28 protein-coding genes are annotated in these 25617 nt (G+C 63.3%); 6 read left to right on the forward strand and 22 right to left on the reverse strand.

Features of this window, described 5'->3' with window-relative positions; genetic code table 11:
- Positions 1–16 precede the first annotated feature (16 nt).
- Positions 17–1243, reverse strand: a complete 1227-nt coding sequence (locus tag KBY49_RS01040; RefSeq protein ID WP_254932924.1) for an efflux RND transporter periplasmic adaptor subunit — start codon at positions 1241–1243, stop codon at positions 17–19.
- On the opposite strand from KBY49_RS01040, the gene ychF reads away from it, so the two are divergent.
- The gene (gene ychF / locus KBY49_RS01045) at positions 1242–2333 is read left to right on the forward strand and encodes a redox-regulated ATPase YchF (RefSeq protein WP_254932925.1); all 1092 of its coding nucleotides are present in this window, start codon (positions 1242–1244) and stop codon (positions 2331–2333) included. The genes KBY49_RS01040 and ychF overlap by 2 nt on opposite strands.
- A 43-nt stretch (positions 2334–2376) precedes the next feature.
- The gene (locus KBY49_RS01050) at positions 2377–2586 is read left to right on the forward strand and encodes a hypothetical protein (protein ID WP_254932926.1); all 210 of its coding nucleotides are present in this window, start codon (positions 2377–2379) and stop codon (positions 2584–2586) included.
- Here KBY49_RS01050 and KBY49_RS01055 read toward each other — a convergent pair.
- Entirely contained in the window at positions 2543–3709 is a 1167-nt protein-coding gene (locus tag KBY49_RS01055; protein WP_254932927.1) for an MFS transporter, read from the reverse strand. The two genes, KBY49_RS01050 and KBY49_RS01055, sit on opposite strands and share 44 nt — an antisense overlap.
- A 62-nt stretch (positions 3710–3771) precedes the next feature.
- On the opposite strand from KBY49_RS01055, the gene KBY49_RS01060 reads away from it, so the two are divergent.
- Complete coding sequence (locus KBY49_RS01060; RefSeq protein ID WP_254932928.1) at positions 3772–5376, forward strand: alpha/beta hydrolase; 1605 nt, start codon at positions 3772–3774, stop codon at positions 5374–5376.
- 41 nt (positions 5377–5417) lie between these two features.
- Here KBY49_RS01060 and KBY49_RS01065 read toward each other — a convergent pair whose 3' ends face one another.
- The 15 genes from KBY49_RS01065 to KBY49_RS01135 all read right to left on the reverse strand — a co-directional run bounded on the left by KBY49_RS01065 (position 5418) and on the right by KBY49_RS01135 (position 17243).
- On the reverse strand, positions 5418–6449 hold the full coding sequence (locus KBY49_RS01065) for an ABC transporter permease (RefSeq protein WP_254932929.1): 1032 nt from the start codon (positions 6447–6449) through the stop codon (positions 5418–5420).
- Positions 6446–7996, reverse strand: coding sequence for an ABC transporter substrate-binding protein (locus KBY49_RS01070; RefSeq protein ID WP_254933965.1), 1551 nt, complete (start codon positions 7994–7996; stop codon positions 6446–6448). The genes KBY49_RS01065 and KBY49_RS01070 overlap by 4 nt, the downstream gene beginning before the upstream one ends.
- Positions 7997–8052: 56 nt before the next feature.
- Entirely contained in the window at positions 8053–8265 is a 213-nt protein-coding gene (locus KBY49_RS01075) for a hypothetical protein (protein WP_254932930.1), read from the reverse strand.
- Between the two features lie 173 nt (positions 8266–8438).
- Positions 8439–9803 (reverse strand): homoserine dehydrogenase, encoded by a 1365-nt coding sequence (locus tag KBY49_RS01080; RefSeq protein ID WP_254932931.1) that lies wholly within the window; start codon positions 9801–9803, stop codon positions 8439–8441.
- A 46-nt stretch (positions 9804–9849) separates the two neighbouring features.
- Positions 9850–10269, reverse strand: a complete 420-nt coding sequence (locus KBY49_RS01085) for a SufE family protein (protein ID WP_254932932.1) — start codon at positions 10267–10269, stop codon at positions 9850–9852.
- Between the two features lie 43 nt (positions 10270–10312).
- Positions 10313–10486, reverse strand: coding sequence for a hypothetical protein (locus tag KBY49_RS01090; RefSeq protein WP_254932933.1), 174 nt, complete (start codon positions 10484–10486; stop codon positions 10313–10315).
- A 70-nt stretch (positions 10487–10556) separates the two neighbouring features.
- Positions 10557–11204, reverse strand: a complete 648-nt coding sequence (locus KBY49_RS01095) for a 5-formyltetrahydrofolate cyclo-ligase (protein ID WP_254932934.1) — start codon at positions 11202–11204, stop codon at positions 10557–10559.
- Positions 11201–11677 carry a crossover junction endodeoxyribonuclease RuvC gene (gene ruvC, locus KBY49_RS01100; RefSeq protein WP_254932935.1) on the reverse strand — a complete coding sequence of 159 codons (477 nt, stop codon included), beginning with the start codon at positions 11675–11677 and terminating at the stop codon, positions 11201–11203. Before ruvC ends, KBY49_RS01095 begins: the two co-directional genes overlap by 4 nt.
- A gap of 4 nt (positions 11678–11681) precedes the next feature.
- Positions 11682–12020 carry a nucleotidyltransferase family protein gene (locus tag KBY49_RS01105; RefSeq protein WP_254932936.1) on the reverse strand — a complete coding sequence of 113 codons (339 nt, stop codon included), beginning with the start codon at positions 12018–12020 and terminating at the stop codon, positions 11682–11684.
- The gene (locus tag KBY49_RS01110) at positions 12017–12430 is read right to left on the reverse strand and encodes an HI0074 family nucleotidyltransferase substrate-binding subunit (protein ID WP_254932937.1); all 414 of its coding nucleotides are present in this window, start codon (positions 12428–12430) and stop codon (positions 12017–12019) included. Before KBY49_RS01110 ends, KBY49_RS01105 begins: the two co-directional genes overlap by 4 nt.
- 44 nt (positions 12431–12474) lie before the next feature.
- Complete coding sequence (gene bchI, locus KBY49_RS01115) at positions 12475–13563, reverse strand: magnesium chelatase ATPase subunit I (protein WP_254932938.1); 1089 nt, start codon at positions 13561–13563, stop codon at positions 12475–12477.
- On the reverse strand, positions 13560–14975 hold the full coding sequence (locus KBY49_RS01120; protein WP_254932939.1) for a DUF3370 domain-containing protein: 1416 nt from the start codon (positions 14973–14975) through the stop codon (positions 13560–13562). The genes bchI and KBY49_RS01120 overlap by 4 nt, the downstream gene beginning before the upstream one ends.
- The gene (locus tag KBY49_RS01125; RefSeq protein WP_254932940.1) at positions 14972–16039 is read right to left on the reverse strand and encodes a serine hydrolase; all 1068 of its coding nucleotides are present in this window, start codon (positions 16037–16039) and stop codon (positions 14972–14974) included. The genes KBY49_RS01120 and KBY49_RS01125 overlap by 4 nt, the downstream gene beginning before the upstream one ends.
- Before the next feature lie 27 nt (positions 16040–16066).
- The gene (locus KBY49_RS01130; protein ID WP_254932941.1) at positions 16067–16870 is read right to left on the reverse strand and encodes an RNA methyltransferase; all 804 of its coding nucleotides are present in this window, start codon (positions 16868–16870) and stop codon (positions 16067–16069) included.
- The gene (locus tag KBY49_RS01135) at positions 16857–17243 is read right to left on the reverse strand and encodes a cytochrome c (protein WP_254932942.1); all 387 of its coding nucleotides are present in this window, start codon (positions 17241–17243) and stop codon (positions 16857–16859) included. The genes KBY49_RS01130 and KBY49_RS01135 overlap by 14 nt, the downstream gene beginning before the upstream one ends.
- A gap of 75 nt (positions 17244–17318) precedes the next feature.
- Here KBY49_RS01135 and petG point away from each other — a divergent pair, with 75 nt between their 5' ends.
- Positions 17319–17432, forward strand: a complete 114-nt coding sequence (gene petG / locus KBY49_RS01140) for a cytochrome b6-f complex subunit V (RefSeq protein ID WP_254932943.1) — start codon at positions 17319–17321, stop codon at positions 17430–17432.
- A 54-nt stretch (positions 17433–17486) separates the two neighbouring features.
- Here petG and rsmD read toward each other — a convergent pair whose 3' ends face one another.
- From rsmD to KBY49_RS01165, 5 genes are all read right to left on the reverse strand, one after another.
- A complete protein-coding gene (gene rsmD, locus KBY49_RS01145) occupies positions 17487–18047 on the reverse strand; it encodes a 16S rRNA (guanine(966)-N(2))-methyltransferase RsmD (protein ID WP_254932944.1) in 561 nt (186 codons plus the stop codon).
- A gap of 30 nt (positions 18048–18077) precedes the next feature.
- Positions 18078–18698: an imidazole glycerol phosphate synthase subunit HisH gene (gene hisH / locus KBY49_RS01150; protein WP_254932945.1), complete on the reverse strand. Its 621-nt coding sequence runs from the start codon at positions 18696–18698 to the stop codon at positions 18078–18080.
- A 50-nt stretch (positions 18699–18748) separates the two neighbouring features.
- A complete protein-coding gene (gene trxA, locus KBY49_RS01155) occupies positions 18749–19072 on the reverse strand; it encodes a thioredoxin (RefSeq protein WP_254932946.1) in 324 nt (107 codons plus the stop codon).
- 201 nt (positions 19073–19273) lie between these two features.
- A complete protein-coding gene (locus KBY49_RS01160; protein ID WP_254932947.1) occupies positions 19274–20437 on the reverse strand; it encodes a GuaB3 family IMP dehydrogenase-related protein in 1164 nt (387 codons plus the stop codon).
- A gap of 69 nt (positions 20438–20506) precedes the next feature.
- Positions 20507–21661 (reverse strand): homocysteine biosynthesis protein, encoded by a 1155-nt coding sequence (locus tag KBY49_RS01165; RefSeq protein ID WP_254932948.1) that lies wholly within the window; start codon positions 21659–21661, stop codon positions 20507–20509.
- A gap of 66 nt (positions 21662–21727) precedes the next feature.
- Between KBY49_RS01165 and gyrA the strand changes: the two genes are divergently transcribed.
- On the forward strand, positions 21728–24352 hold the full coding sequence (gyrA, locus tag KBY49_RS01170) for a DNA gyrase subunit A (RefSeq protein WP_254932949.1): 2625 nt from the start codon (positions 21728–21730) through the stop codon (positions 24350–24352).
- A complete protein-coding gene (gene crtL, locus KBY49_RS01175) occupies positions 24349–25605 on the forward strand; it encodes a lycopene beta cyclase (RefSeq protein ID WP_254932950.1) in 1257 nt (418 codons plus the stop codon). Before gyrA ends, crtL begins: the two co-directional genes overlap by 4 nt.
- Positions 25606–25617 lie beyond the last annotated feature (12 nt).

The following is a 25617-nucleotide window of genomic DNA, read 5'->3' on the forward strand; positions in this document are numbered from 1 at the left end:
AACCCAGGCCTAGCCCCTACTTCCTTTTCTTGGCCCAGGGGGGCAGGTCAATGAATACCTGGGTTCCGCTGCTGAGGCCCGAGATGATTTGGGTACTTTTGCCACTGCTGATGCCCAATTCCACCGGCTGGAATTTGGGCTGGTTGTCCGGCCCCACCAGCAGCACCCCGGGCCGGCCGTCTTCCGTAACCACTGCCACGGTTGGGATCAGGGTTTTGGCCTCAATCCTGCCGGTCTGAAAGCCCACGTCCGCGGTCATGCCGATGCGCAGGCCCGTGGGGCGCTCCACAAAGTTCAGGACCACATCGAAGGAGGTCACGTTGTTCAGTTTTACGGCCCGGGGGGTGATCCGTTTGACCTGGGCTGCAAAGCGCTTATCTGGGAAGGCGTCCACCCGCACGGAGGCGTTTTGGCCCAGGCGAATGCGGCCGATATCACTCTCTGGCACCTTGGCGACCACCTCCAGGCCTTGGGCCAATTCCACGATCGATGAACTGGTGGCTCCTGCGGTGGCCGAGGCTGTGGTGGTAGGGGTCACGAAGGAGCCCGGATCGGCAAAGCGTTGGCTGATCACGCCGCCAAAGGGGGCCCGTACCACCAATTCCTGGCGCTCCACCCCACGGGCTTCCAGCCGTTGCTTGGCTGCCTCCGCGGCCTCCAGATCCACCAGATAGGAGCTGCGCACTTTCTCGTAGTCGTTGCGACTGATGGCCCGCTGGCGGTAAAGCCCCCCATTGCGCTGTAATTCGCTGCGACTACGGGCCAGCTGGGCCTGGGCTGAGCGCAGATTTGCACCCAATTCTTTTAGTCGGTCTTCCAGGTCGCCGCTGTCCATGCGGGCCAGGGGTTGCCCTTGGGTTACGGCATCACCCTCCTCCACGTAGAGCGCTTCGATCACTCCTTGGCGTTTGGGGCTCACATTTACCCTTTTTTCGGCGGCCAATTCGCCCGTGGCACTGACCACCCCAGGCAGGCTGCCGGATTCAGCCCTCACTGTGTAGTTGGGCAGCTGGCGGCCAATTGCTCCCTGGCGCTGCTGGGAAATTGCCACCCCTGCCAGCAGCACCACACCAGCGCCCGCACCTAGCCAGATGCGTCGCCGCCGCAACCAATTGGGAATAGGGAAGCTAGTGATGGGGCTTAAAAGGCGTTGGCCTAATTCTGGCTGGTGATTGGGGCTTGGTGCGGGTGCTTGGTGAGGGGGGCTCGGACCTTTGCGGGGCGCCCCGTAGATTTCAGCCATGCTTAAAGCCGGAATTGTGGGGCTGCCCAACGTGGGCAAATCCACCCTCTTCAATGCCCTGGTCTCCAATGCCCAGGCCGAGGCAGCCAACTATCCCTTCTGCACGATCGAGCCCAACTCAGGGGTGGTTTCGGTGCCCGATGGCCGGCTTGCCCGGCTCTCGGCCCTATCGGGCTCGAAGGAGCTAATTGCCACCAGGGTGGAGTTTGTTGATATCGCTGGCCTGGTCAAAGGCGCCAGCCAGGGGGAGGGCCTGGGCAACAAGTTTTTGGCCAACATCCGGGAGGTGGACGCCATCGTCCACGTGGTGCGCTGCTTTGAAAACGACGACGTGATTCACGTTTCTGGTTCCGTAGGACCTGCCCGTGATGCCGAAATAATCAACCTGGAGCTGGGCCTGGCGGATCTGGCCCAAATAGAAAAGCGGCGCGAGCGGCTCAAAAAGCAGGCCCGCACCAGCAAGGAGGCCCAGGTGGAAGACGAAGCCCTGGCCCTGATCCAGGCGGAGCTGGAGGCGGGGGGCGCTGCCCGCAATGTGCCGATCAGCGAAGAAGTGGCCGCCATGGTCAAGCCCCTGGGCCTGCTCACGGCCAAGCCGATCATCTACGCCACCAATGTGAGCGAAGACGACCTCGCCGAGGGCAACGCCTTTGTGGAGGAGGTGCGGCAGCTGGCGGCCCAGGAGGGTGCCAAAACCGTGCGCATTTCCGCCCAGGTGGAGGCGGAACTAATTGAACTGCCGCTGGAGGAACGGGGCGAGTTTTTGGCCGGTTTAGGGGTGAGTGAGGGGGGGCTGCAAAGCCTGATCAGGGCGACCTATGAGCTTCTGGGCCTGCGCACCTATTTCACCACCGGCGAGAAGGAAACCCGCGCCTGGACGATCAAGGCCGGCATGACTGCCCCCCAGGCGGCTGGGGTGATTCACACCGATTTCGAGCGGGGCTTTATCCGGGCCCAAACCATCGGCTGCAAACAACTTTTGGAGGCGGGCTCCCTTGTCGAAGCCAAGGCCAAGGGCTGGTTGCGGGCTGAGGGCAAGGAGTATGTGGTGCAGGAGGGCGACGTGATGGAGTTTTTGTTCAACGTGTGAGCCGGAACAGGCCCCAAAATGGATGACACCTAGCCGTTGAGTCATGACTGCACCCTCTGCGCCCGAACCAGCCGCCCCCATCGGGGATGACGGTGCCACGACCCACGACTTCGATGCCCAAAAGGAGCTCCATCGCCAGATCCGCAACGATCCCGACTACGACGACTGGGAGTACGGCACCGAGCCCCTGCCCCATGAGGCCTGGGTTCCTAAGAAGCCAGGGGCTTCGGCTTCAACCAGCGCACCAGACTGAGGCCCGCCAAGCAAAGGATGGCTGTGCCGCTCCATAGGGCCAGCCCGTTGCCGAATCCCTCCAGGGCCCAGCCCGCCACCAAGGGTGCCGCCAGGGCGCTGATGGCAAAGCATTGGGAAAATAGGGCCATGGCCAATCCCTGGTGCTCCCTGGGCGTCAGCTCGATCACCGCCTCTGTGGCAATGGGCAGGAAGGCCGCTTCACCGATCGCCAGGGGCAGCTGGGCCGCAACCACCAGAACCAGGCCCTGACGGCTGAGGGCCGAGAGGGCCAAGAGGGCAGTGCCACAGGCAAAGGCCACCAGGCTTAGCCCCAGTCCCTGGGCTACTGGGCGCTTGGCCAGGGCCTGGCCTAGGGGCCACTGGATCAACACCAAGATGCTCAGCTGCAGGCCAATCAACAGGGCCCCCAGGCCTTCCTGCATGGCGGGTCGCTCCAGTCCGCCCCGCACTAAATCCAGGGGCAGGGCGCTCTGCATTAGGGCAGGCAGGGCAGTGGCCAGCAGGGTGATTGCCAATACCGGCAGCAGGGGCGGCAGCCATTGGCGAGCCGCACTGAGGCGATTGTGGCTTTCGGCTTTTTGCGGCACCGGCAGCGGCCGCAGCAGCAGAAGAAGGACCACGGCCAGGGCGCAAAAGATATCGATGGCGTAGATACCCCTAAGGCTCCCCTGGCCCGCCAGCAGGGCCCCCAGTAGGGCGCCAGCGGCGATTCCTGCCGCATCCGCACTGCGCACCAGGGCATAGCCCCGGGCCGAGGGAATCGGCCGTGCTCCGCTACTGCAGCTAAGGGGCACGGCCAACTCAATGGCGGGCCAATAGAAGCCAGCCGCAATCCCCAGCAGAATCTGCCCCCCCAGGTATGCCGGAAAGGAGCTGGCAGATAGGAGCCTGATGTCTCCGGCGATCGCGGCAATGGCGGCCAAGAGCACCGGTAGGGCGCAACTGCAACCCCGATCGAGCATCAGGCCACTGAGCAATCTGCCGAAGGTGCCAGCCAAAGCAGCCAGGCCAATGCCTTCGGTGACGGCCCTGGCGCTGAAGGAGGCATGGTGAAAGACGATGGGTGTCAGATAAATCACCCCACCGGCCCCCATCGAGGCCACCAAGCGAATCCAGGCCACTTCCCTCAACGCCGCGGGAAACTGGCTCCACCAAGACCTGGCAGGGGTCTTTGCCTGAGGAGATGTCAAACCGCCTTCACTTCATTGGAGCTCTGGTAGCCAGTCTGCTGTTGGCTTCCCCTGGATTGGCAACCCAGCAGATCCAGGTGCGTCTCGATGGGCTGACCCTGCCGGTCAATCTTCAAGAGTTGGAGGATTGGAGCCTCCATCCAGACCGCAGTGATGGCGATCTGAAGGCTTGGTTGAGTCTGTTGGATCGGCAGGATCGCCAGGCCCTGGCCAAGATTTTGCAGGCCCCTTTGCTGAGGGAGCAGAGCTTTGGCTACCAGTTGCTGAACAGCCGCACGGGGGAGCAGCTGATCGCTGCCCTCGACGACCTGATCACCTCTGACAGTGGCCAGAGCACCTCTCCTGTTTTCCTGGCCACCCTGCGGCAAATGCTGCAGCAGAACCGGCCGGTCACGGCGATTGACCTGCTTAAAAACTTTCCCCTGGAAAGGTTGACCATCAATCTCGATGGCCTGGTGGCTTTGGCGGGCCAATGGCGTTTCCAGTTGGATCAACAGAGCCTGGCCTTGCAGCGGCTGCGCCAGCTGCCCCTGCCCCGTCGGCAGTCACTGCCCTATGGCATCAAGGCCGGCAGCCAGGATCAGCCCCTGCAGGTGGAGTTGGCGGTGGTGCATCGCTCCACCCCCTTGCCCTTGAGGATTTGGCCTGCTCTGCAGTCAAGGCCTGGACCTTGGATTTTGCTGATGCCCGGCCTGGGCGGCAGTGGCGACCAACTCAGTTGGCTGGCCCAATCCCTGGCGGAGCGGGGCTGGCCGGTGGTTCTTTTGGAGCACCCCGGCAGTGACGACCGGGCCGTTGAAGATGCCCTTTTGGGGTATATCCCACCGCCCGGGGCAGAGGCCCTCCCCCAGCGCCTGGCTGATGTGCAGGCCGTACTGCGGGCCCAGGGGGAAGGCTCTTTGCCGCCGCTGGGGCCAGAGCCCACGGGCCGCCAGGGGGTGGTGCTGATGGGCCATTCCCTAGGCGCCCTTACGGCCCTGATGGGAAGTGGTTTGGTCCCTGAGGCAGGCCTGGGCAGTCGCTGTAGCTCTGCCAAGGGTGATTTGCCCCTGGCAAATCTCTCGCGCCTGCTCCAATGCCAATTGCCACCGATCACCGGCGATTCGGCACCCGGCCCCGCTACTGCTGCCCCTGCCGCGGTCGGGGAGGCGCCCGTGGTGGCCGTGGTGGCCTTTAACGGCTTTGGCAGCCTGCTTTGGCCTTCAGGCGGGATCGGTAATTTGACGGTGCCCGTGCTGATGGTCGGGGGCAGCATGGACCTGGTGACCCCACCGGTGCAGGAGCAATTAGGCCTGTTCATCAATGCCCGCCACCCCCGTAGCCGTCTGGTGTTGGTGGAGGGGGGCAGCCACTTTTCCGTCGTGCGCGTTGCCAAACCTGAAAAGGCCCTGTTTCGCCTGGGCAGCGAATGGGTGGGCAGCGATCCCCTCAAGGTTCAGGATTTGATGTTGGGAGTCACCACAGAGTTTTTGCAGGGTTTCGAATATCCCTTCTTGCTCTCCCCCCAGCGCCGCGTTCAAGCCGGGCTTAGTGCCTATGTGCTCGATCAAAATATGGCCCGCCGCTGGCGGGGGAAGCTTCAAGCCTGGCCCTTCTGAGTGCTCCCTAAAAATGGGGGTCCTCTAAAAATTGGGGGCCTCTAAAACCTCACCCGGGGGTCGAGGATCGCCACCAGTAGGTCTACAGCCACGGTCACCAGCACCACCAGGGCTGCCACCACCACCACAATCCCCTGCACCAGGGGGTAGTCGCGCTGGCCGATCGCCTCCTGGAGTCGAAAGGCGATCCCAGGCCAGGAGTAGGTGACCTCGATCAACAGGGCCCCGCCAATCAGGGAGGCCACGGTGATGCCGGTGATCGTGAGAACCGGCAGCAGGGCATTGGGCAGGGCGTGGCGCAGGATCACCCGTCTTTCGCTTAAACCGCGACTGCGGGCCGCCTCGATGAAATCGGAATCCAGGGCCCGCCGCAGGTTGAGTCTGAGGGCATTGGCAAAAATGCCACTGAGCAGCAGTCCCAGGGTGCAAGCTGGCAAAAGCAAATGGCGCAGGCTTCCCAGCAGGTTTTGCCATTGCCCGGAAACCAGGCCCAGTTGCAGGCTGTCGAGCAGATAAAAGCCGCTGCCTTCTGGCGGGAGCAGGGTCGGGGGGAAGCGGCCACCCACCGGCAGCCAGCCCAACCAGACGGCAAAGACCAGCTGGATAACCATGGCGGCCCAAAAGGGCGGCAGGGCATAGGTGCCAATGCCATAGAGGCGCCCCGCCAGATCCAATTTGCCCTCCGGACGGGCCACTCCGGAAAAGCCCACGGCCAAACCCACCAATGCCGCCAGCAGCAGGGCCACCACCCCCAGTTCCAGGCTGGCGGGCAGGCTGTCGCGGATCACCGCCAAAACCGGCTCCTGGTTGGTCAGCGATTGGCCCAGCTGCCCATGAAGCAGCTGGCCGAGGAAGTGGCCGTATTGCTGCCATAGGGGTTGGTCCAGCCCCAACTGGGCCCTAAGCGCGGCCCTGGCCGCCTCTGGAGCCCGGGTTCCCAGCAGGGCGTCAATTGGATCGCCGGGCGCAAGGCGCAGCAGCAGGAAAACCAGGCTGGCAATCAGCCACATCATCACCGGGGCCAGGGCGATGCGGGAGGCCAGATAGCGCAAGAGGGCACTGCGGCGGCTCATCTTTTGCCCCCTTGCGCGTCCAGCTCCTGGAGCAGCAGCCTGCCGGAACCGTCAAAGCGGGGCCGGCTTACCCGCGGCAGGGCCCAGGCCCTGGGCGCCACCAGCCACACCGGCAAATAGGGCGATGCCGCTGCGGTTTGACCTTGGATCCACCTGAGTAGATCCACCCTCGCCCTTCCCCGCAGCCCCGCGCTCCGCTCCAGTTCCTGGCTTAGCCCCGGTTGGCTCCAGAAACTGCCACTGGCTGCGCTAGCTCCTTCTAAACAACGGTTGCCCTGCACCTTTTCGCACCCCAGCAGGGGCACCAGATAGTTGTCCGCATCTGGGAAATCCCCCATCCAATCCAGCAGGATCATCGGAAATGCCCCTTCCCCCAGTTGGCGGTAGGCGGTGGTGGCCTCCATGCCCGTGACCTCAAGGTCCACACAATCGCCGAGATCCTGCTGCAGTTGGGCCTGCCAGGTAAGGGCGAAAAGTCGGTCGCTGGGCACGTTTGAACGGAAGGTGAGCGGCAGCTGCAGACGCTTGCCCTGGCAAAAACCGGCTTGCCGGTACAGGCGCCTTGCCTGCTGGGGGTTGTAGCTGGGCCAGGCTTCTGGATCACTGCCGGCCAGGCTGGGGGGCACCAGATTCCGCAGGGGAGAGCGCAGGCCCAGGCTCACCCGCCGGCTGATGGTGGAGCGATCCAGGCTCAGGGCTACTGCCCTGCGCAGCAAGGGTTTGTCCAGGGGTGGTTGGTCGCTCAGCAAGGTGAGGTAGCCAATCTCTAGGGCCGGACCCTCCCCCTCCTTGAGCTGCCCCCGCTGGGCGGCTTGGTGCAGGGCTGCCTGTTGGTCAATCTCCAGGCTGGTGGAAAGCAAAACATCTACCTCGCCGCTGCGCAGGGCTCCGTAGAGGGCGGTCGAGTTGCTCAAGGCCACCAGGTCGATGCCGCCATTGGCGGGTTGGCGCCCCCAGTAGCGCTTAAAGGGCTCCAGTCTTTGCTGCTGGGTGCTGAAAAAACTGAGGCGGTAGGGGCCCGTTCCCACGAAGCGATCGTTGAGCAGGCGGCCCCTGTGTTGGCGGTAGGCGCTGGGGGAAAGGGGCGTCAGGTTGACCGCACTGAGCAATTCAGCGATGGCCCCAAAGGGCCGCTTTAGCGTCAGTTCGACGGTGCCCGGGTCCAGGGCCCGCACCCGGCTGACCCGATCCCCCAGCAGGTAGTTGAGTTTGCCGATAGCCAGAAAGCGCTCCAGGCTGAAGACCATGGCGGCGGCATCGAAGCGGGTGCCGTCGTGGAAGAGCACTCCCTGGCGAAGCGGTACCCGCACCTTGAGGCCGTCAGCACTGACCACCGGCAAGCCCGAAGCAAGACGGGGGGTGATGCGGCCGTTGACCTCAATCGAATAGAGGGGGTCGCCGATGGCGCTGAGTAGCTGCATGGCGCCAAAGGTGTAGGCGCCGGCAGGATCGACGGTGTCAATCCGGTTCTTGCTGGCCACCACCAGATGGTTGGGATCGCTCCAGCGGCTTTGGCAGCCAGCCAGCTGGGCAGCGATCGCCACCATGGAGGCAAGCCCCAGGGCTATCGGCTTCAGGGCGGACCCCAGGGAAGAACCCCTATTCAAGGGCGATGGGGACGCTCGGGCTGGACCCGTTGTAAGGAGATTTCAAAGACCTCAGAACCCGAGCGGGTCAGGGGCCAGCGGCGCAACCAGCAACGGTTGTGGCTGTCGTCTACGCCAATTACTTGATACAGCTGGTCGTCCGCATCAACAGTGACGCAAGCGCCCTGGTGGAGCGACTTGATCTGGCTGGGGCAGGAAATGGAACTCATGCAGAAAAAAAGGGGGCTTAATGGGTTGGGGAGTGCAGCGGGGATCGGAACTTGCTGCTGCGCCTTGGGACCGGTAAGTCTGCGGTTGAGGCTTAAGGAATCTTTCAGATTTGTACACCAATTCTGGACCTCTACGGGCCCCCCGTGCCAGTTGGCCAGGATTTGAAGATTATTCAGAGCGTGCGCAGGCAGGCCTCAACCGCTTGCACATCGGCCAGGGCCTCAATGGCAAGCAGGGCCTGGCGGAAATTGGCCTCCAACACCTCGTGGGTAATCACCACGATCTCGGCCCGCTCCCCCTGGGCTTCAAATTGCATGATCGATTGAATCGAAACCCCCGCCGCACCGAAACAGCTGCCGATCTTGCCGATGACCCCAGCCTCATCACTGGTGCGCAGCCTTATGTAGTTGCGATGGCGGGTTTGGGCGCTGTCGATCAGATGGCACTTCCTCCAGCGGCTGGCGGCCAGCAGGGGGTCGAGGGCCGCTCCAGCCCCGGAAGCTCCCGGCCCTGCCACCCCCGGCCCTGCCACCCCCGGCCTTGCCACTGCCCAGATGCCGGCGATGTTCAGGATGTCTGCCACCACCGCTGAGGCGGTCGGCCCGGCTCCAGCGCCAGGGCCATAAAACATCACCTGGCCCACGGGATCGCCCTCCACCAGGATCGCGTTGTTGACCCCATTTACGCCGGCCAGGGGATGGGATTTAGGTAGCAGGGTGGGATGAACCCTCACGTCCAGGGCCTGGCTGGCTGCGCTTTGGGCTGAATTGGCCGCACCGCCTGGGTTTTCGGCCACGGCCAGGAGCTTCACCACATAGCCCAATTGGGCGGCGTAACCCACGTCGCGGGCGTCGAGCCGGTTGATTCCCTCCGTGGGAATGGCCGACCTCGGCACACTGCCCCCGAAGGCAAGGGCCGTGAGGATTGCGATTTTGTCGGCCGCGTCAGCTCCTTCCACATCTGCGGCGGGGTCGGCTTCGGCGTAGCCCAGCTCCTGGGCATCGGCCAGCACGGCGCCGTAGGCGGCACCCTCATCGGCCATGCGGCTGAGGATGTAATTGGTGGTGCCATTGATGATTCCGCTCACTTTGGTGATGCGGTTACCCCCCAGGGATTGCTTCAGGGGTTCGATGATCGGAATGCCACCGCCCACGGCGGCCTCAATCAGCACATAGACCCCCTTGGCGGCGGCGGCGGCGGCAATTTCTTCGCCGTAGCGGGCGATTACGGCCTTGTTGGCAGTTACCACCGGCTTGCCAGCGGCAATTGCCCGCAGGATCAGGCTGCGGGCTGGCTCGAGGCCACCCATTACCTCCACCACGATGTCGACGCTGGGATCGTCGACCACGGCCTCGGCATCGGTGCTGAGGATGGCGGCCGGAAGGTCGATGGGCCGCGGCCGGTTCAAATCTCGAACTGCTATCCGTTTGAGGGCCAGCTCAGCAACCAGCGGATGGCGTCCGGCGGGGCTGGCCAGGATGCCGGCCACCCCGGCGCCCACGGTGCCCAAACCGAGCAGGCCAATGCCGATGGTCATGGGTTATCGCCACAAGTTCGCTGGATCCTAGAAATCGGCCGGCGGTTCAGCCCTGCAGGCCCCTGGCCTGGGACTGCATCAGCTTGAGGATGTTTAAAAAGCCGTTGGAGCGAGAGGGGGTAAGGCTGGCCTGCAGGCCAGTGGCGGCAATGAAGCTGGGGTCGATGGCAGCCACCTGCTCGGGGGTTAGGCCCTCGAGCCCCTCAATCAGTAGGGCCAGCAACCCTTTGGTGATCGCCGCATCGGAGTCACCTAGCCAGTGCAGTTTGCCTTCCAGTAACTGCCCAGCCACAAAGACCTGGGAAACGCAGCCCTTGACCATGAAGGCTTCGTGGCGAAATTCATCGGGCAGGGGCTGCAACTTTTTGGCCAGCCAAAGCACGTATTCGTAGCGCCGTTTGGGATCGCTGGATGCGGCAAGCCGCTCCACCATTCGATCTAGATTTGGGCTGCCGGTGCTGATCATTGGCGTTTAATCGCACCCGGACCACCCGCAACGGGGCCTGCCCTCAGGAAGCTTGCCAACGGCTATCGCTGCTTCTTCCAGCCTGAACCATGTGCACCATCGAGCTCACCATCATCGAGAGGGCGTCGTTGCTGAGGCTACGCCCCTCCAGCTCCGAGGCCAGGACCCTTTCCGGTCCTGAGGCGGCTCCGATGGGACGGGGGGCTGAAAGGTCCAACGGCGCGCAGTGAGCAATCCATCGATCTTGCCAAATGGAGCGGCTTAGCGCGCGACCTGTAAAGGTTTTGTCAAGTTTGGGGGCAAAGGTGCAACCCCACCTCGTCTATCCAGCCGTTGAAGGGCACATCCCAGGGATCCCTTGGCAGCTGGGGGTGGATGCAGCCGCCGGGCAGCACCCCATAGGCGGGAATCCTTCGCCAGCGGCTGTCGGCCCGCAGGCGATCGAACCAGCCGCCGCCGTAACCGAGGCGAATACCCCGGGGATCCAGGGCGAGGGCAGGCACCAGCAGGCAGCCAATCGATTCGGGCTCGAGGTTGGGGCCCAGTGGGGCCGGAATGCCGCAGCCATCCTTTGCCAGGGGATCGCCCACCTTCCAGGACCTGTAGGCCATCACCAGCCCTTGATCAATCCCCTGGGTGATCACGGGTAGGGCCAAGCCAGCTCCCGCCAAGCCTCCGCCCTCCAAGTTGACGCCCGCCAATCCCCGTAAATCCACCTCCCCCGGCAGGGGCCAGCTAACCCCCAGGTAATGATCTTCAGGGCCAGCCCCATCTCCTGAGGGAGTCAGCGAGGGCAGCAGCGAGGGGAGCATCCGGGGAAGCGCCTTTGCCACCTCGTCACCAATTCTGGTTTCAAGCTCGAGCAGTAGCTCCTGGCGTCTCTGGCGGTAGTAGCGGCGCAGCCCTGATTTGCCTGGCTCAGCTTGGGCGATCACCGCTGGTACCAGCCAGTTAGGGCCGCGGCGAGGGCGTCTGCCGCATCGTCGGGCCTGGGTGGATGCTCGAGGTCGAGTTCGCGCATCACCGCGTCCAAGACCTCGTCTTTTTGGGCATGGCCGGAGCCGGTGAGGGCCAGCTTGATTTGCATCGGTGGAAATTCAGCCACCGGAATGCCAAAACGAGCCAGGGTCATCATCACCACGCCCCGGGCTTGCACCACCGAGATGGTGGTACTGGAGCGATAGAAGAAAAACTTTTCGACCACGGCCAATTCCGGCCGCCAGGCGCGGATCAGTTGGCGCAGATCCCGGGCGATTTCCACCATTCGCACCCCTTCGCTGCGGCCCGGGTCGGTGCGGATGATGCCGCAATCGAGCATCTTCTGCTGGCGTTGGGCCCCATCCCCGGCCACGTCGATCACGCCGTAACCCACGCGGGCCAGGCCGGGATCGATGCCGAGGATCCGCATGGGTTCAATAAGAAGCCGGTTTGCTGAGTGGCTGCTGCACTCCCAGCCAGGGCACCCCGGCGGCAGCGATGTGCTGCCGTAAGCCTGCGTGGTGGAGGCTTTCCCAGTGGGTCACATCCACCGTGTAGGGAATGGGCAAGTCGTCTAGGGCGCCGGCTAGGGCGGCGCTGCAATCCTCTGCAGCACTGAAGGCTAGGTCGATGTCGGAGCCTGGGCGTTCACGGCCGAGGGCGCGTGATCCATAAAGCTTTACCCAGCGGATTTGGGGAAAGCGTCGCAGTACAGCCCCAATCTGTTCGCAGGTGCTGACGGGCAGACCTCCCAGCTTGTGGCTGCTGTTCACGGCCGCTCCTCCAGTGCCGAAGCCAGCTCCAGCAGAGCCGGCGCGAAGCGTTCACGGATCATGGCCGTCGCCTGCCGGGCTCGTTGCTCGTCGTAGGTGTGAGCCATCAGGTTGCGTTGCTCGAGCATGTCGATCCAGATTTGACCCTCAGGCAGTAGCCCGTAGGCGAAGGCTTGGCGCAATACCTCACGCGGGAGCATCGCATCGATGCCCTCATGTTGGAGCAGATCCTTGAGACTTTTCCAGCTCAGCTCGAAGCTGAACTCGAACGCCTTGATCACGGCGATCGCGATCACGTCGTTGCTTGGGTCGTTGGCGAGAGCCGCAAGGGCCGCCTTCAGCTGCTTAAGTGCCCGCTGCAGGCTCTCCAGTCGCTGACGCCAGCGGAGATTCTTGCTGCTCTCCTCCACCTGCTCAGCTTCGCCTGACCTCAGGCTAGCCAGGCCGCTACGGATCAGGTCGCTATGGCCAGCTCAAAGGCGCTGCGATCGCCGCTGTCTGGCCGCTCAAACACCTTGCAGAACATCTTTACCACCCGATCACCGGAGTCGATTTGCTCTAGGGGGTCCTTGCGCAGGCGGTGGCGCAGGCAGCAGGCCACCACCCTTGCCACATCGTCTACTTCCACTTCGTTGCGGCCCTCAAAGGCGGCCAGGGCCCGGGCTGCCCGGTTGGTGACGATGTCACCCCGCAGGCCGTCCACATCGAGTTCACCGCACACCGCCGAAATGCGGATGCGTAGGTCGGCGTCGATCTGCACCTGGGGAAGCCGGTTTTGCGCTTCGACCACCCGCGCCTGTAGGGCGTCCTGGGTGGCTTGCATGGCGTCGTTGTAGGTGTCGGGGTCGTTGTCGAAGCTGGTGCGTTGATCCACCACCTGCACCCTCAGCTCTGGTTCCCTAACGGTGCGAACTTCCACGCTCATGCCAAAGCGATCCAGGAGCTGGGGGCGCAGTTCGCCCTCCTCAGGGTTGCCCGAGCCAATCAGCACAAAGCGGGCCGGGTGGCGCACGCTCACCCCTTCGCGCTCCACGGTGTTCCAGCCGGAGGCGGCCGAATCGAGCAGCACGTCGACCAGGTGGTCGTCGAGCAGGTTCACCTCATCCACGTAGAGCAGGCCCCGGTTGGCCTTGGCCAGCAGGCCTGGCTCGAAGGCGCGAATGCCCTCACTGAGAGCCTTTTCAATATCGATGGTGCCGCAGAGGCGATCTTCCGTAGCGCCTAGGGGTAGGTCGACCATCGGCACCTGGCGGGGTTCCACGGGCAAGGTCACACCCTGTTCGGCCCGGGCCCGCACCTCACTGCTCTGGAGGTCGGGATCGGTGGGGGAGGAGTTGTAGGGATCTCCCTCCACCACGTCGATCTCCGGCAGGAGGTCAGCCAGGGCCCGAATGGTGGTCGATTTACCCGTACCCCGATCTCCCATGATCATCACGCCGCCAATGCGGGGGTCGATCACATTGAGCAGCAGGGCCAGCTTCATCTCCTCCTGTCCCACGATCGAGGTGAACGGGAAGACCCGGCGCTTGCGGGCTTGAGTCACGGGCGATCTGCTGGTGAAAGTTCGGATTGTTTCACAACCGGTAGGAGGCTGAGCACCTGGGGGGGGGTGGCGTCGGCTGGATAGATCAGTCGAAAGCGCACCAGCCGCTCTGCCTTGGGGGCCAGGCTGATCTGGCCGAGCACCGGTCCCTGGGAGCCAGCCCGCTCCACCAGGTGGAAGCGTTGCCGCCCGCTGGGCCTTCCTTCCCCATTGTCGAGGCCTAAAACCTCAACCGTGCCGCGGAACATCACCGCCTTGCTGGGCTGGCTGTTGAAGCGCAGCCCGTTTTGGGGAGCATCACTTTTGAGGGGCGATTCCAGGGCTAGTTCCAGCACCACGGGCACGGCCAGGTCGTTGCGCAACGGCAGGCTGAGGTCGTATTCGATGCCGTAATTGCCGTGGGCGGCCCAGGCGGTGGCGGGATAGGCGGCTTTCAATTCGGCGGTTTGAACTTGGCCGGTACCCAGGCTGCCCCGCTCAAGGCTGCTAATTGGCCAGGAAATAGGGGCGCGGCTGGCGCTTAGCCAGGCCTTGCCTGGATCGCTGATGCGCCCAGTCCAGGTGCTGCCCACCTGCACGCCACTGACCCGTGAATAGACAATCGGCCCCTTTGTGCCGCGGGGGGAAGGGGCGTGCTCCTTGGGGCTTAGGTCGCCTTCGAGCAGCTGACGCCATACCTCCGGGCCTGGCGGAGTGTTGTTTTCGCCAAAGGCGGCCAGGGTGGCCAGGCTGATCGGGCCACTGCTCTCGAGGCGCAGTTGCAGGTTGCGGCCATTGAGGAGGGGATCAAGGCCCCGCACCGGAATCGGCAGCATCAGCAGGCTGGTGGGCTGGCCAGGGGGGAGGGTCCAGCCCTCGGGCAAGGGGGCCCCGCTCTGGCGCATCAGCAATTCCGTGGCAACCCGGCTGCCCGGGCCGGAATAGACCGGCACGCTCTCTTGGCGCATCAGGGCCGGCAGGGGCAGGAAGGGCGCCCCCGGCTGGATGCCATCCACCGACTGCGAAAGGGCAGTGGAGCCGGCGATAAGCCGCAGGTTCACCGGCTTTGGACCCCGGGGGGCGGCGATCACCCCAAGCCAAAGGGTGGAATCAAGGCTGTCGGTTTTACCCGCAAATACGTGGTGACTGAACAGGTCAAAGCGGCCGTTTAGGGCCACATCCAGGTGGGCCCCTGGATTGGTGCGTCCCTGGCGGGGAAAGGTGGAGAGCAGGATCCCCGGGCCTGAAATCAGCTCTGGGTTGTTGTCGTTGACCACCAGAATCTGGTCGAGGCCGCCGGGCAAGGGGGCAACGGTTTGCCTACGCAGCAACTTTTGGTTGCCCTGCAGGGCTGCTGGGTCGGCCAGGGCTGGGCTGGTTAGGAATGCCAGCAACAGCGGCAGAGCGGCCTTTCCCCATGGGATGAAATTCATTTGCGGCCCACCAGGGTTTTGGCCACTTCCCCTGCCATGGCACGAATCAGATCGGTGGAACGGGGATCGTTGAACGGACCCTTCACCATGAATGCGGCCACGGCCCTTTGCCCCGTAGGCAACTCAATTAGAGCCCCATCTGCATAGGCGATGCCGATGTCACCGGTTTTATTGAGAACGGTGATGCCAAATTCTTTTAAGGCGGCATCGGGATCGGGCGCATCACGGCCCAGGCCCAGCAGTAATCCCAGCGGAATCAAGGTGTTGGTGCGCGATGTGCCCATGATTTCGCGAAAAAGGTCCCGGGCCCTCGGGCTCAGCTTTTGGCCGGTGTCGACCAGGGCGATCGCCTTGGCCAGATCCTTGGCACTGGTGGTGTTGGTGCCATTTAGGTCGGGCAGCCAGTTGCGCAAAACCGTGGCGGGCAGCCCAAGCGCCGCAAACTGGCCATTGGCAATTTTTTTGCCGCCAAGCCTCTTGATTAGGAGATTGGTGGCGCTGTTGTCACTCACCCGAATCATCTCGGTGGCGGCTTCGAAAAAGGGAAAGCGGGTGCCCAAGGGGCGGCTCGCCATCCAGCCCGCGCCGCCACCTATCACCTCTTTGGTGAGGGGCAAAGGTTCGTTCCAGCGCAGGGAGCCGGAGTCCAGCTGCAGCAATCCCAAGAGGAGGATCGGGGTCTTAATCGAGCTGGCAGCTGGCAGGGGCTTGTCTGGCTGCAGTTGGGCGAAGCGACCGTCGTCGAGCACCAACAAATAACCACTGGCAGCCAGATCTGGCTGGGTTGCTGCCAGCTCGGCCCAGCGATTACTGAGGGCCGTCAGCTCTTGGCGAGGTTCAAAACGGCCGCTGCTGAGCCCCTGGTTGCCTATGGCCACCACCGGATTTGCCGCTTCCACCTTGGGGGTTTTGATGCCCCCCTTGGCCAGGTGGGGCGCCAGCAGTTTCAAGCTGGTGCCCGCAATCACGCCCAGGCCAATGCCCATGACGGCCAGCCGCAGCACCAATTGCAGGGGTTGGCCCCAGCGGTTTTTGGGATTGCGTGGTGAACGGCTTGCCGTCACAGGTCAGAGAAGTTATTCCGACCGAAGCTAAGGGGTCTGGCCGATGCCGTTCCGCTGGCTGGCCCAGCGCAACTGGCGCACCATGCCGCGAACCAGGGCAACTTCCCCGCTGCTGATCTGGGCCCTTTGCAGGATCTGACGCACCTTGGCCAACCTGGCGTGGGCGGTGTGGGGATAGAGAAAGCCCACAGCCATCAGCAGGGATTCGGCATCGAGGAGCAGGGCCTCAAATTCTTCCCGTAGGCAGGGATCCAGCCCCGGTAGGGCCGATGGGCCAGGGGCCTCCAGTTTTTGATGGAGGCTGTGCAACACCACGGCCACGGCGTGGGAAAGGTTTAGGGAGCTGTAGGCGGGGCCCGTGCCCAGGGTCAGCAGGCAGCCCGCCTGGAGCAATTCCGCATTGCTGAGGCCCCGATCTTCCCGGCCAAATACCAGGGCCAAAGGTGCGCCCTCTGAGGAACCGCTTGCCTGGCTCGCCTGGCTTGACTGGCTCGATCCCAGCAACCAGTCGAGGGCTTGGTCGGGGCAGAGCAGGGGCAGGGGTTCGCCATCGCAGCGGCCACTGGTTGCCACCACCCTGCGGCAATCGGCCAGGGCATCCGCCAACTGGTCAAAACAGCGGGCCTGCTCCAGCAGGCCGCGGCCATGGACCGCCATCAAGCGAGCCTCTTCGCCCAGGTGGTTACAGCGGGGATTCACCAGCCTGAGCTCAGCCATGGCGAAATTGGCGCAGAGCCTGGCCACGCTGCCCACATTCAGGGGCCCCGCCGGCTCCACCAGCACTACCACTACGGTTTTTGGGGCCCGTGGAACGGAATCAGACCAGTCCATTTAGGTAGGCCAGCAGGTCAGCCATGGCCTGGGGTTCTGGTTGGAAGCGGGGCATCGGGGGGGTGCGACCACTGACAACCTGCTGGATCAGCTGGCGTTGGTTCTTACGGGCTGATACCCCATGCAGATTGGGCCCTACCACCCCCTGGCCGGCAATGCCATGGCAGCCAGCGCAATTGATTAAAAAGAGGGTGTTGCCATTTTCGGTTGACCCGTGCAGTTCCAGGGTTTGGCGGGTGTAGGGGTCGGTTCGGGTGGCCGAGATGACCACGGCCAGCACCACGATGCAGGCCACGGCAGCAGCAACCACCAGCCCGGTGATCAGGCTGTTGCGCCCGGAGGAACCATCCTTGAGGGTCGAATCTGCGGTCACAGTTGGTGGCGTTCTCTCGCGTTTTGGGTGTGGGGCGTGGAAGAATTGTGTTCTGAGCAAGCCCCTTGTTTTTCCATGATCGAACCCCTGCTATGCGGCATCGTGCTCGGTTTGATTCCCGTGACCATGTTGGGCCTATTTGTAGCGGCCTGGAACCAGTACCGCCGGGGCACCCTGCTCGATAGCTGAATTTTCGGGGAAATAGATTCGGCCTAGATCCCGCGTTTGGGGGGGCTGTCTCCCTTAATTCGCTCTTTTAAGCAGCATCAAGCTAGTGGTGCCATAGCTGCGCTGATCCTCGAGCAGCCATCCTTCGGGCACTGCCGGCAGGGCCCGGCTGGAGCACTCCCAAACCATCAAACCGCCCGGGCTGAGCCACTCTCCCTTCAGCACAGCTGACCCGATCTGCCCGTACAGCTCCGCTTGATATGGGGGATCGGCATAGATCAACTGAAATTGGCAACCCTCGGCAGCCTTGCCCTTCCCTAGCCAGCTGAGCACTTCGGCCTGCACAACCTGCAGCTTGGGACCATGGCCCAGGCCCTGGGCCACGGTTTCCAGGTTGGCCTTGGCAATGCGGGCAACCTGGCGGTCTTGCTCAATGGCTACGACCCTTTGGGCGCCCCGCTGTAGGGCTTCACATGCCATCAGCCCACTGCCGCAGCAGAGATCAAGCCAGCCACACCCTGGGATGTCGTGGGCCAGCAGGTTCATCGCCGCCAGGCGCACCCTGGAGGTGGTGGGTCTGGCGGTCTGCCCTGGTGGACTGAGCAGTTTGCGGCCGCCACTGAGGCGCAGGGTCATGGCTGGCGGAGGGTCATGGGTGGGGCAGTGTCATCTGTTGAGCCAGTCCAGCCAGCGCATCAGCAGGGCTTCGCCCGCCTCGGCGGATTTTTCCGGGTGGAATTGGCAGGCACCAATCGCGTCTTGCCAGACCGCTGCGGTGACGGTTTGGCCGGCAAAAGCCACATTGGCCGTCGTGCAGCTTGGCTCCGCAGGCACGGTGGCATAGGAGTGCACGAAATACATCCAGCTTTCTTCGCAGCCGCTGGGCACAAGTGGGCTGGGCTGGGCTGGGATTAGGGGCTCCCAGCCCATGTGGGGAATGGGGTGGCCACTTTTGCGGGGTAGGGCCACGACCTTTCCCTTGAGCAGCCCCAGACCCTCCCTTGAACCCTCATCACTGCCTTCAAACAACAACTGCAGGCCAAGGCAGATGCCCAAAAGCGGCTTGCCTGCCCCGCACCACTGGTGAATGGCGGTGGCCAGACCACTTTGATCAAGTCTCTCCATGGCTGGATCAAAGGCGCCCACCCCTGGCAATACCAGGCCGGCGCATCCTTCCATTGCGGCGCCGGCCCGGATTGGCACCACCTCTGCCCCCAAGCGCTCAAAGGCCCGCTTCACGGAGTGCAGATTGCCCATGCCGTAATCGATTAGGCCGATGGGGCGCATCAGGATTGCTGCTCTGGCTTCGGGGCCCTAGGGCGCCCAGGGCAGGTTTTCTAGAGGTACTTGCTAATCGTGCTGGAGAGGGTGGTCTTGGGCACGGCACCCACAACCGTATCCACCTTCTGGCCTCCCTTGAAGATCATCAGGGTGGGGATACTGCGAATGCCGTACTGGCTGGCCACGTTGGGGCTTTCGTCGGTATTGAGCTTGAAGACCTTAATCTTGCCCTCAAACTCCTTGGCAATTTCGTCAACGATTGGAGCCACCATGCGGCAAGGACCGCACCAAGGCGCCCAGAAATCAACCAATACGGGCACATCACTTTTGAGCACGTCCTGCTCAAAGGAAGCGTCGGTAACTGCAGCGGCGCTCGACATCCTTGCGTTGATACGGGTTATTGGAATCTAGCAACGTTGCCTTGCGCCTACCAGCGCTTCTCTTCAAGCGTTGCATTTGCAGCCAGTTGCAAGCCAGTTCAGGGGCAGCTGCAGCTGGAAGAAGACAAAAAGCCCGGACGCGCCGGGCCGGAGGGTGTGAGGAGTGTGTGGGCCGAAGCCCCCACAAACTAAAGATAGGCCTTACTTGCCCATCCCTAGCTGCTGGGCTTTTTGATACACCTTGCCCTCCGTGAGCAGGGATGGGGCCACCACCACCTCCACTTTTTGCATCTCCTTAATGGTGCGGGCACCGAGGGTTCCCATCGAGGTTTTGATGCAACCCAGCAGGTTTTGGGTGCCATCGTCGAGTCCAGCTGGGCCCCGCAGGATTGTTTTCAGGCTGCCGGTGGTGCCCACTTTGATGCGGGTGCCGCGGGGCAGCACGGGGCTAGGTGTGGCCATGCCCCAGTGGAATCCCCGGCCTGGGGCCTCCTGGGCGCGGGCAATAGGTGAGCCAATCATCACAGCATCGGCCCCGCAGGCCAAGCATTTACAGATGTCGCCGCCGGTGACGATGCCGCCATCGGCCACGATCGGCACGTAGCGACCACTTTCCTCGAAGTAATCCTGGCGAGCTGCGGCACAGTCGGCCACGGAGGTGGCCTGGGGGATGCCAACGCCCAAAACGCCGCGGGAGGTGCAGGCGGCACCCGGGCCAATGCCCACCATTACGCCTGCGGCGCCGGCTCGCATCAATTTGATGGCCACGTCGTAGGTGACGCAATTGCCGATGATCACCGGCACACCGAAGTCGCGGCAGAGGGCCTCGAGATCAAGGCTCTCCTGGCCGGCCGGACCGATGTGTTCGGTGCTGACCACCGTTGCCTGCACAAAGAACAGGGAGGCGCCGGCCTCGGCAATGGCCTTGCCAAATTTGATCGCTGCCACGGGGGTGGCGCTGACGGCCGCAATTCCTCCCCCCTGTTTGATTTCTGCAATTCTTTGGCGGATCAGATCTTCGCGAACAGGCTGGCTGTAGAGCTCCTGCATTAGGGGCACAAACTCCTCTTTACCCACGGCGACAATCCTGTCCAGCACGGGGTTGGGGTCGTCGTAGCGACATTGCACACCCTCAATGTTCAATACGCCCAGGGCGCCCAGCTTGGTCAGCTCAACGCACATGCCCACATCCACCACCCCATCCATGGCGCTGGCGATGATCGGGATCTCCAGTTGCAGTCCCCCCAGGCTCCAACTGCTGTCAGTGACTGCTGGATCCACGGTGCGGCCGCCTGGCACCAGGGCAATTTCGTCAATGCCGTAGGCGCGACGAACAGTGCGGGAGCGACCGAGCTGAATGTCCACCTGAATATTCCGTATTCGGGCCAACCTATCAACTTGAGCAGAGAGCTGGGTCTTTCAGCGGCTGGGGGCTTAGTCATCGAGAGCCAGTAGGGAAGGGCGCTGGCCCAGGGGGATTGGGGGCAGCCGTAAGGGGAAGCGGCCATCGCGCAGTTGGCGGGCCAATTCCTCGCCATGGGCCTCCGCCAACCTCGGGCTATGGGCAGGCGCGCAGCTGAGCCGCTGCCCGTTTAGCTCCAGTTGGCCGCCCAGCAGATGGTCGTAGCTGGCCAGGCCCAGGTTTGGTTTGAGCCGCCTGGGCAGGGCTAGATCGAGCACTGGTGCCTGCAGACTGGCGTTGTCTGCTGCGGCCTGTTCGGCAACTTTCCTATTGATCAGGGGCACGGGCACTGCCGTGGCGATCAGTAGGGCGCTGCCATGGCCCTCAAAAAAACAGGCCCGCACCCATGGGCTCCGCAGGGGATGGAGATCCACCGCCACCGCCGCGCTGCAGCCGGGGCTCAGGGCATGGCCACTGGCTTGGCGCTTGGGTTTGGGCTGGTGGCCGCTGCCGCTGCCCACCACCCAACCGATGGCGCCGCCCACCAGCACGGGGGAGCCAGGGCCCAAGAGCGCCAGACCTGGCATGGTCAGGCCAATGCTGCCCGCCCCGGCACAGCTGTAGAGGGCATTGGCAAAGGGGCCCAGCAGGGGGCCATAGGGGCTGGCCGTGAGACCTTCGGCGCTGCTGACCGCCACCACTCCGTTTTCGGCGATGGCGCGGTGCAACAGCAGCCGACCGGTGGCAAGTTGTTCGAGCTGGATCTGGCTGTGCAGTTCGCGGCGGGGGTGGAGGGCAGTTGCCTCGCCACTGGCATCGATGCTCACCTGCTGGCCCCCGATTAGGGCTGCTAAGACCTGGGCTCCGCCGAGGCGTTTCGGTTCCCCCAGGCCACCGCCGATGGCCAAGACCAGTTCGCTGCTGCCGTGGCCCGTGGCCGCACTTACCCCGCCAACCAGGGCTTGGCGAAAGCGAATTGGGGGCTCGCTGGCCCCCAGGCCCAGGTGCAGGCTGGCCTGGTCGGTGAAGCAGGCATCGGCTGCCACCACCACGTCTGTGGCGGCGTAGGCGGGGGCCATGCCGTGCTGGGCCACCAGTTTGCGAAATTCTGCGGCGGAGCAAACCGAGAGCACACCGCGCTCCTGCTTTTGGCGCAGTTGCGCCTCAGTGCGTACGGGAAAGCTCACGGCTGGGCTGATTTCGGCAGGCTAAGGGGTTTTCGATAAACTATCCATTGCATAAGGCGGTGATACATGGCGGATCCAACCGGTCCCGGCGAACGGAATCCCGGTGACTCCGACGAACGGATCATCCAGACCGACCTGCGCAATGAAATGTCGCGCTCCTATTTGGAGTATGCGATGAGTGTGATCGTGGGAAGGGCCCTGCCCGATGCCCGCGATGGCCTCAAGCCGGTGCACCGCCGGATCCTCTACGCGATGTATGAGCTGGGTCTTACCAGCGATCGCCCCTACCGCAAATGTGCCCGTGTGGTGGGGGAGGTGCTTGGTAAGTATCACCCCCACGGCGATACGGCTGTCTACGACGCCCTGGTGCGGATGGCCCAGGACTTCTCCATGCGCATGCCCCTAATCGATGGGCATGGCAATTTCGGTTCGGTGGATAACGATCCCCCCGCGGCGATGCGGTACACCGAATCGCGGTTGCAGGCCCTCACCACCGATGCCCTCCTGGAGGACATCGAAGCCGAAACCGTCGACTACGCCGACAACTTTGACGGCTCCCAGCAGGAGCCCACCGTGATGCCGGCCCGCATCCCCCAGCTCTTGCTGAATGGCTCCTCTGGCATTGCGGTGGGGATGGCCACCAACATTCCGCCCCACAACCTCACCGAGTTGATCGACGGGATGTTGGCGCTGATCGCCAATCCTGAGATTGATGATCAGCAATTGATGGCAATTATTCCGGGCCCTGATTTTCCCACCGGTGGGCAAATTCTGGGTCGTCGGGGTATTCGCGAGACCTACACCACCGGCCGCGGCTCGGTGACAATGCGGGGTGTCGCCTCGATCGAAACGGTGGAGGCGAAGGGACGGCCAGATCGGGATGCGGTGATCATCACCGAATTGCCCTACCAAACCAATAAAGCCTCCCTAATAGAGCGTATTGCTGAACTGGTCAACGATAAAAAGCTGGAGGGTATTGCCGACATTCGCGATGAGAGTGATCGCGATGGCATGCGCATCGTGATTGAACTGCGCCGCGATGCCTATCCCCAAGTTGTTCTAAACAATCTCTTCAAGCTCACCCCCCTCCAAAATAACTTCAGCGCCTACATGCTGGCCCTGGTTAAGGGTGAGCCCGTGCTGCTCACCCTGGCCAAAATGTTGAGGGTCTTCCTCGACTTCCGGGTCGAGACCATCGAGCGGCGCACCCGCTATCTGTTGCGTAAGGCGGAAGAGCGCGACCACATCCTCTTGGGCCTGTTGCTGGCACTCGATCAGCTCGATCCGATCATCGCCCTGATCAGGGCTGCCCCAGATGCTGCCACGGCCCGCCTGCAGCTACAGGAGCGCCATGGCCTGAGCGATGTCCAGGCGGATGCAATTTTGCAGATGCAGCTGCGGCGTCTGACGGCTCTGGAGGCCGACAAGATTCGCCTGGAACACGAGGATCTGGTTGCCAAGATTGCCGACTACAAGGACATTCTTGGCCGTAGGGAACGGGTGCTGGGAATCATCATCGATGAGCTCCAGGCGATTAGGGCCAAGTATCTGTCGCCCCGCCGCACCGAAATCCTCGACCTCGAGGGTGGCTTGGAGGATATCGACCTGATCGCCAACGAGCGCTCGGTGGTACTGCTTACCGAAACCGGTTACCTCAAGCGGATGCCGGTGAATGAGTTTGAGGCGACTAGCCGGGGCACCCGGGGCAAGGCCGGCACCAAGAGCCAGGGGGAGGAGGCTGTCAGGTTGTTTATCAGCTGCAACGACCACGATTCACTGCTCCTCTTTAGTGATCGGGGTGTTGTCTATTCAGTGCCTGCCTATCGGGTGCCGATGTGTAGCAGGGCTGCCAAGGGCACTCCCATCGTGCAGCTGCTACCGATTCCCCGGGAAGAGCAGATCACCTCGCTGCTGGCCGTAAGTGCCTTCGAAGAGGACGGGGTGTTGTTGATGCTCACCAGCGGCGGCTATGTGAAGCGCACCCGCCTCTCTGCCTTCGCCAACATTCGTGCCAATGGCCTGATTGCCATTTCCCTGGAGGAGGGTGATGCCCTCACCTGGGTGCGGTTGGCCCTGCCCGGTGACAGCGTGCTGATCGGTTCCCTGAAGGGGATGACGATCCATTTCCGCCTCAACGACAGCGAGCTAAGGCCCCTGGGGCGCACAGCCCGCGGGGTGCGGGCCATGAATCTGCGCAACGGTGACCAGCTGGTCAGCATGGATGTGTTGCCGGCCGAGCTGGCTGATCGGGTCGCCAATGCCTCCGGCGACGACGAAGCTTCGGCGCTCGATGGGCCCGACGACGAGGTCGAAGAAGCGGTTAGCGCCGATGGTCCCTGGGTGCTGGTGGCTTCAGCCAGTGGCCTGGGCAAGCGGGTGCCCGTTGATCAATTCCGGCTGCAAAAGCGGGCCGGTATGGGCCTGCGCTGCATGAAGTTCCGCCGCGACGGGGATGTGCTGGTGGGCCTCAAGGTCCTGGGTGCTGGTGAGGAACTGCTGCTGGTAAGTGAAAAGGGGGTGATCGTGCGCACCCAGGCCGATGCGATTCCCCAGCAGTCCCGGGCCGCCACGGGCGTCAGGCTGCAGAAGCTGGATGCGGGCGACCGGCTCTCGGAGGTGGTCCTGGTGCCGCCGGCGCAGGAGGAGGAGCCCGTTGTCGAGGTTGAAGCCACGGTCGCGCCGGAGGCGTGAAGGTGGATGTGTTGGTGATTGGTTCAGGGCCTGCGGCCCTGGCCATCGCCAGTGAATTGGTTGATCGTGGCCTAGTGGTGGAGGGCCTTTCCCCAGTTGATCCAGCTGAACCCTGGCCCAATACCTACGGGATCTGGGGCCCAGAGGTTGATCGCCTTGGCCTGGGGGGGCTGCTGGGCCACCGCTGGAGCGATACGCGCAGCTATTTCGCCAGTTCGGTTGAGCCCCTGCTGCACCAGGTGGACTACGGCCTCTTTGACAAGCAGCGATTGCAGGCCTTTTGGTTGGGGCGCTGCAGCCATGGGGCCATGGCCTGGCATCGGGGCCTGGCAGCGACGATCGACCATTCCCCCAGCCATTCCACGGTGACTACCGACAGGGGAGTGGAGCTCAAGGCCCGTTTGGTGGTGGATGCCAGCGGCCATCGGGCCGCCTTTGTGCAACGTCCAGATGGGGGAGCAGTGGCAGCCCAGGGGGCCTACGGAGTGGTGGGCAGCTTCTCTGCTCCACCGGTTAGGGCCGGGGAGTTTGTGTTGATGGACTACCGCAGCGACCACCTCAGCGCCGCTGAACAACGCTGCGGCCCTCCGACCTTTTTGTATGCGATGGATATGGGGGAAGGGCTGTTTTTTGTGGAGGAAACCTCCCTCGCCTTGGCTCCACCAGTGCCGTTTGAGGTGTTGAAGGAACGGTTGCAGCGGCGCTTGGCCCACGGCGGGATCGCCATCGAAACTGTTTGCCACGAGGAATTTTGCCTATTCCCGATGAATCTGCCGCTGCCCGATTTGAACCAGAGGGTTGTGGGCTTTGGGGGGGCGGCAAGCATGGTGCACCCTGCCTCTGGCTACATGGTTGGGGCTTTGTTGCGCCGAGCACCGGGCCTGGCCGATGCGATTGCCACGGCCCTGCGTAATCCGGCGGGTGGCGATTCCCTGCTGGATGGGGCCGAGGTGGCGGCTAGCGCTTGGCAAGCCCTCTGGCCACTGGAGTTGCGGCGTAAGCACGCCCTCTACTGCTTTGGTTTGGAGAAGTTGATGCGTTACCCGGAGGCCCAGCTGCGCCAGTTTTTCGACAGTTTTTTCCAGTTGCCGCAGGAGCAGTGGTATGGCTTTTTAACCAACACCCTCAGCCTGCCTGAACTGGTGGCCGCCATGCTGCGTTTGTTCCTAGCGGCTCCCTGGAGCGTGCGTTGGGGCCTGATGCAACAACAGGGCAGGGAGTGGGCCCTGCTTACCCGCTTGCTCAGCCCCTGACATACCCAGGAT

The sequence above is a fragment of the Cyanobium sp. WAJ14-Wanaka genome (assembly GCF_024345375.1).
Taxonomy (GTDB): Bacteria; Cyanobacteriota; Cyanobacteriia; order PCC-6307; family Cyanobiaceae; genus Cyanobium_A.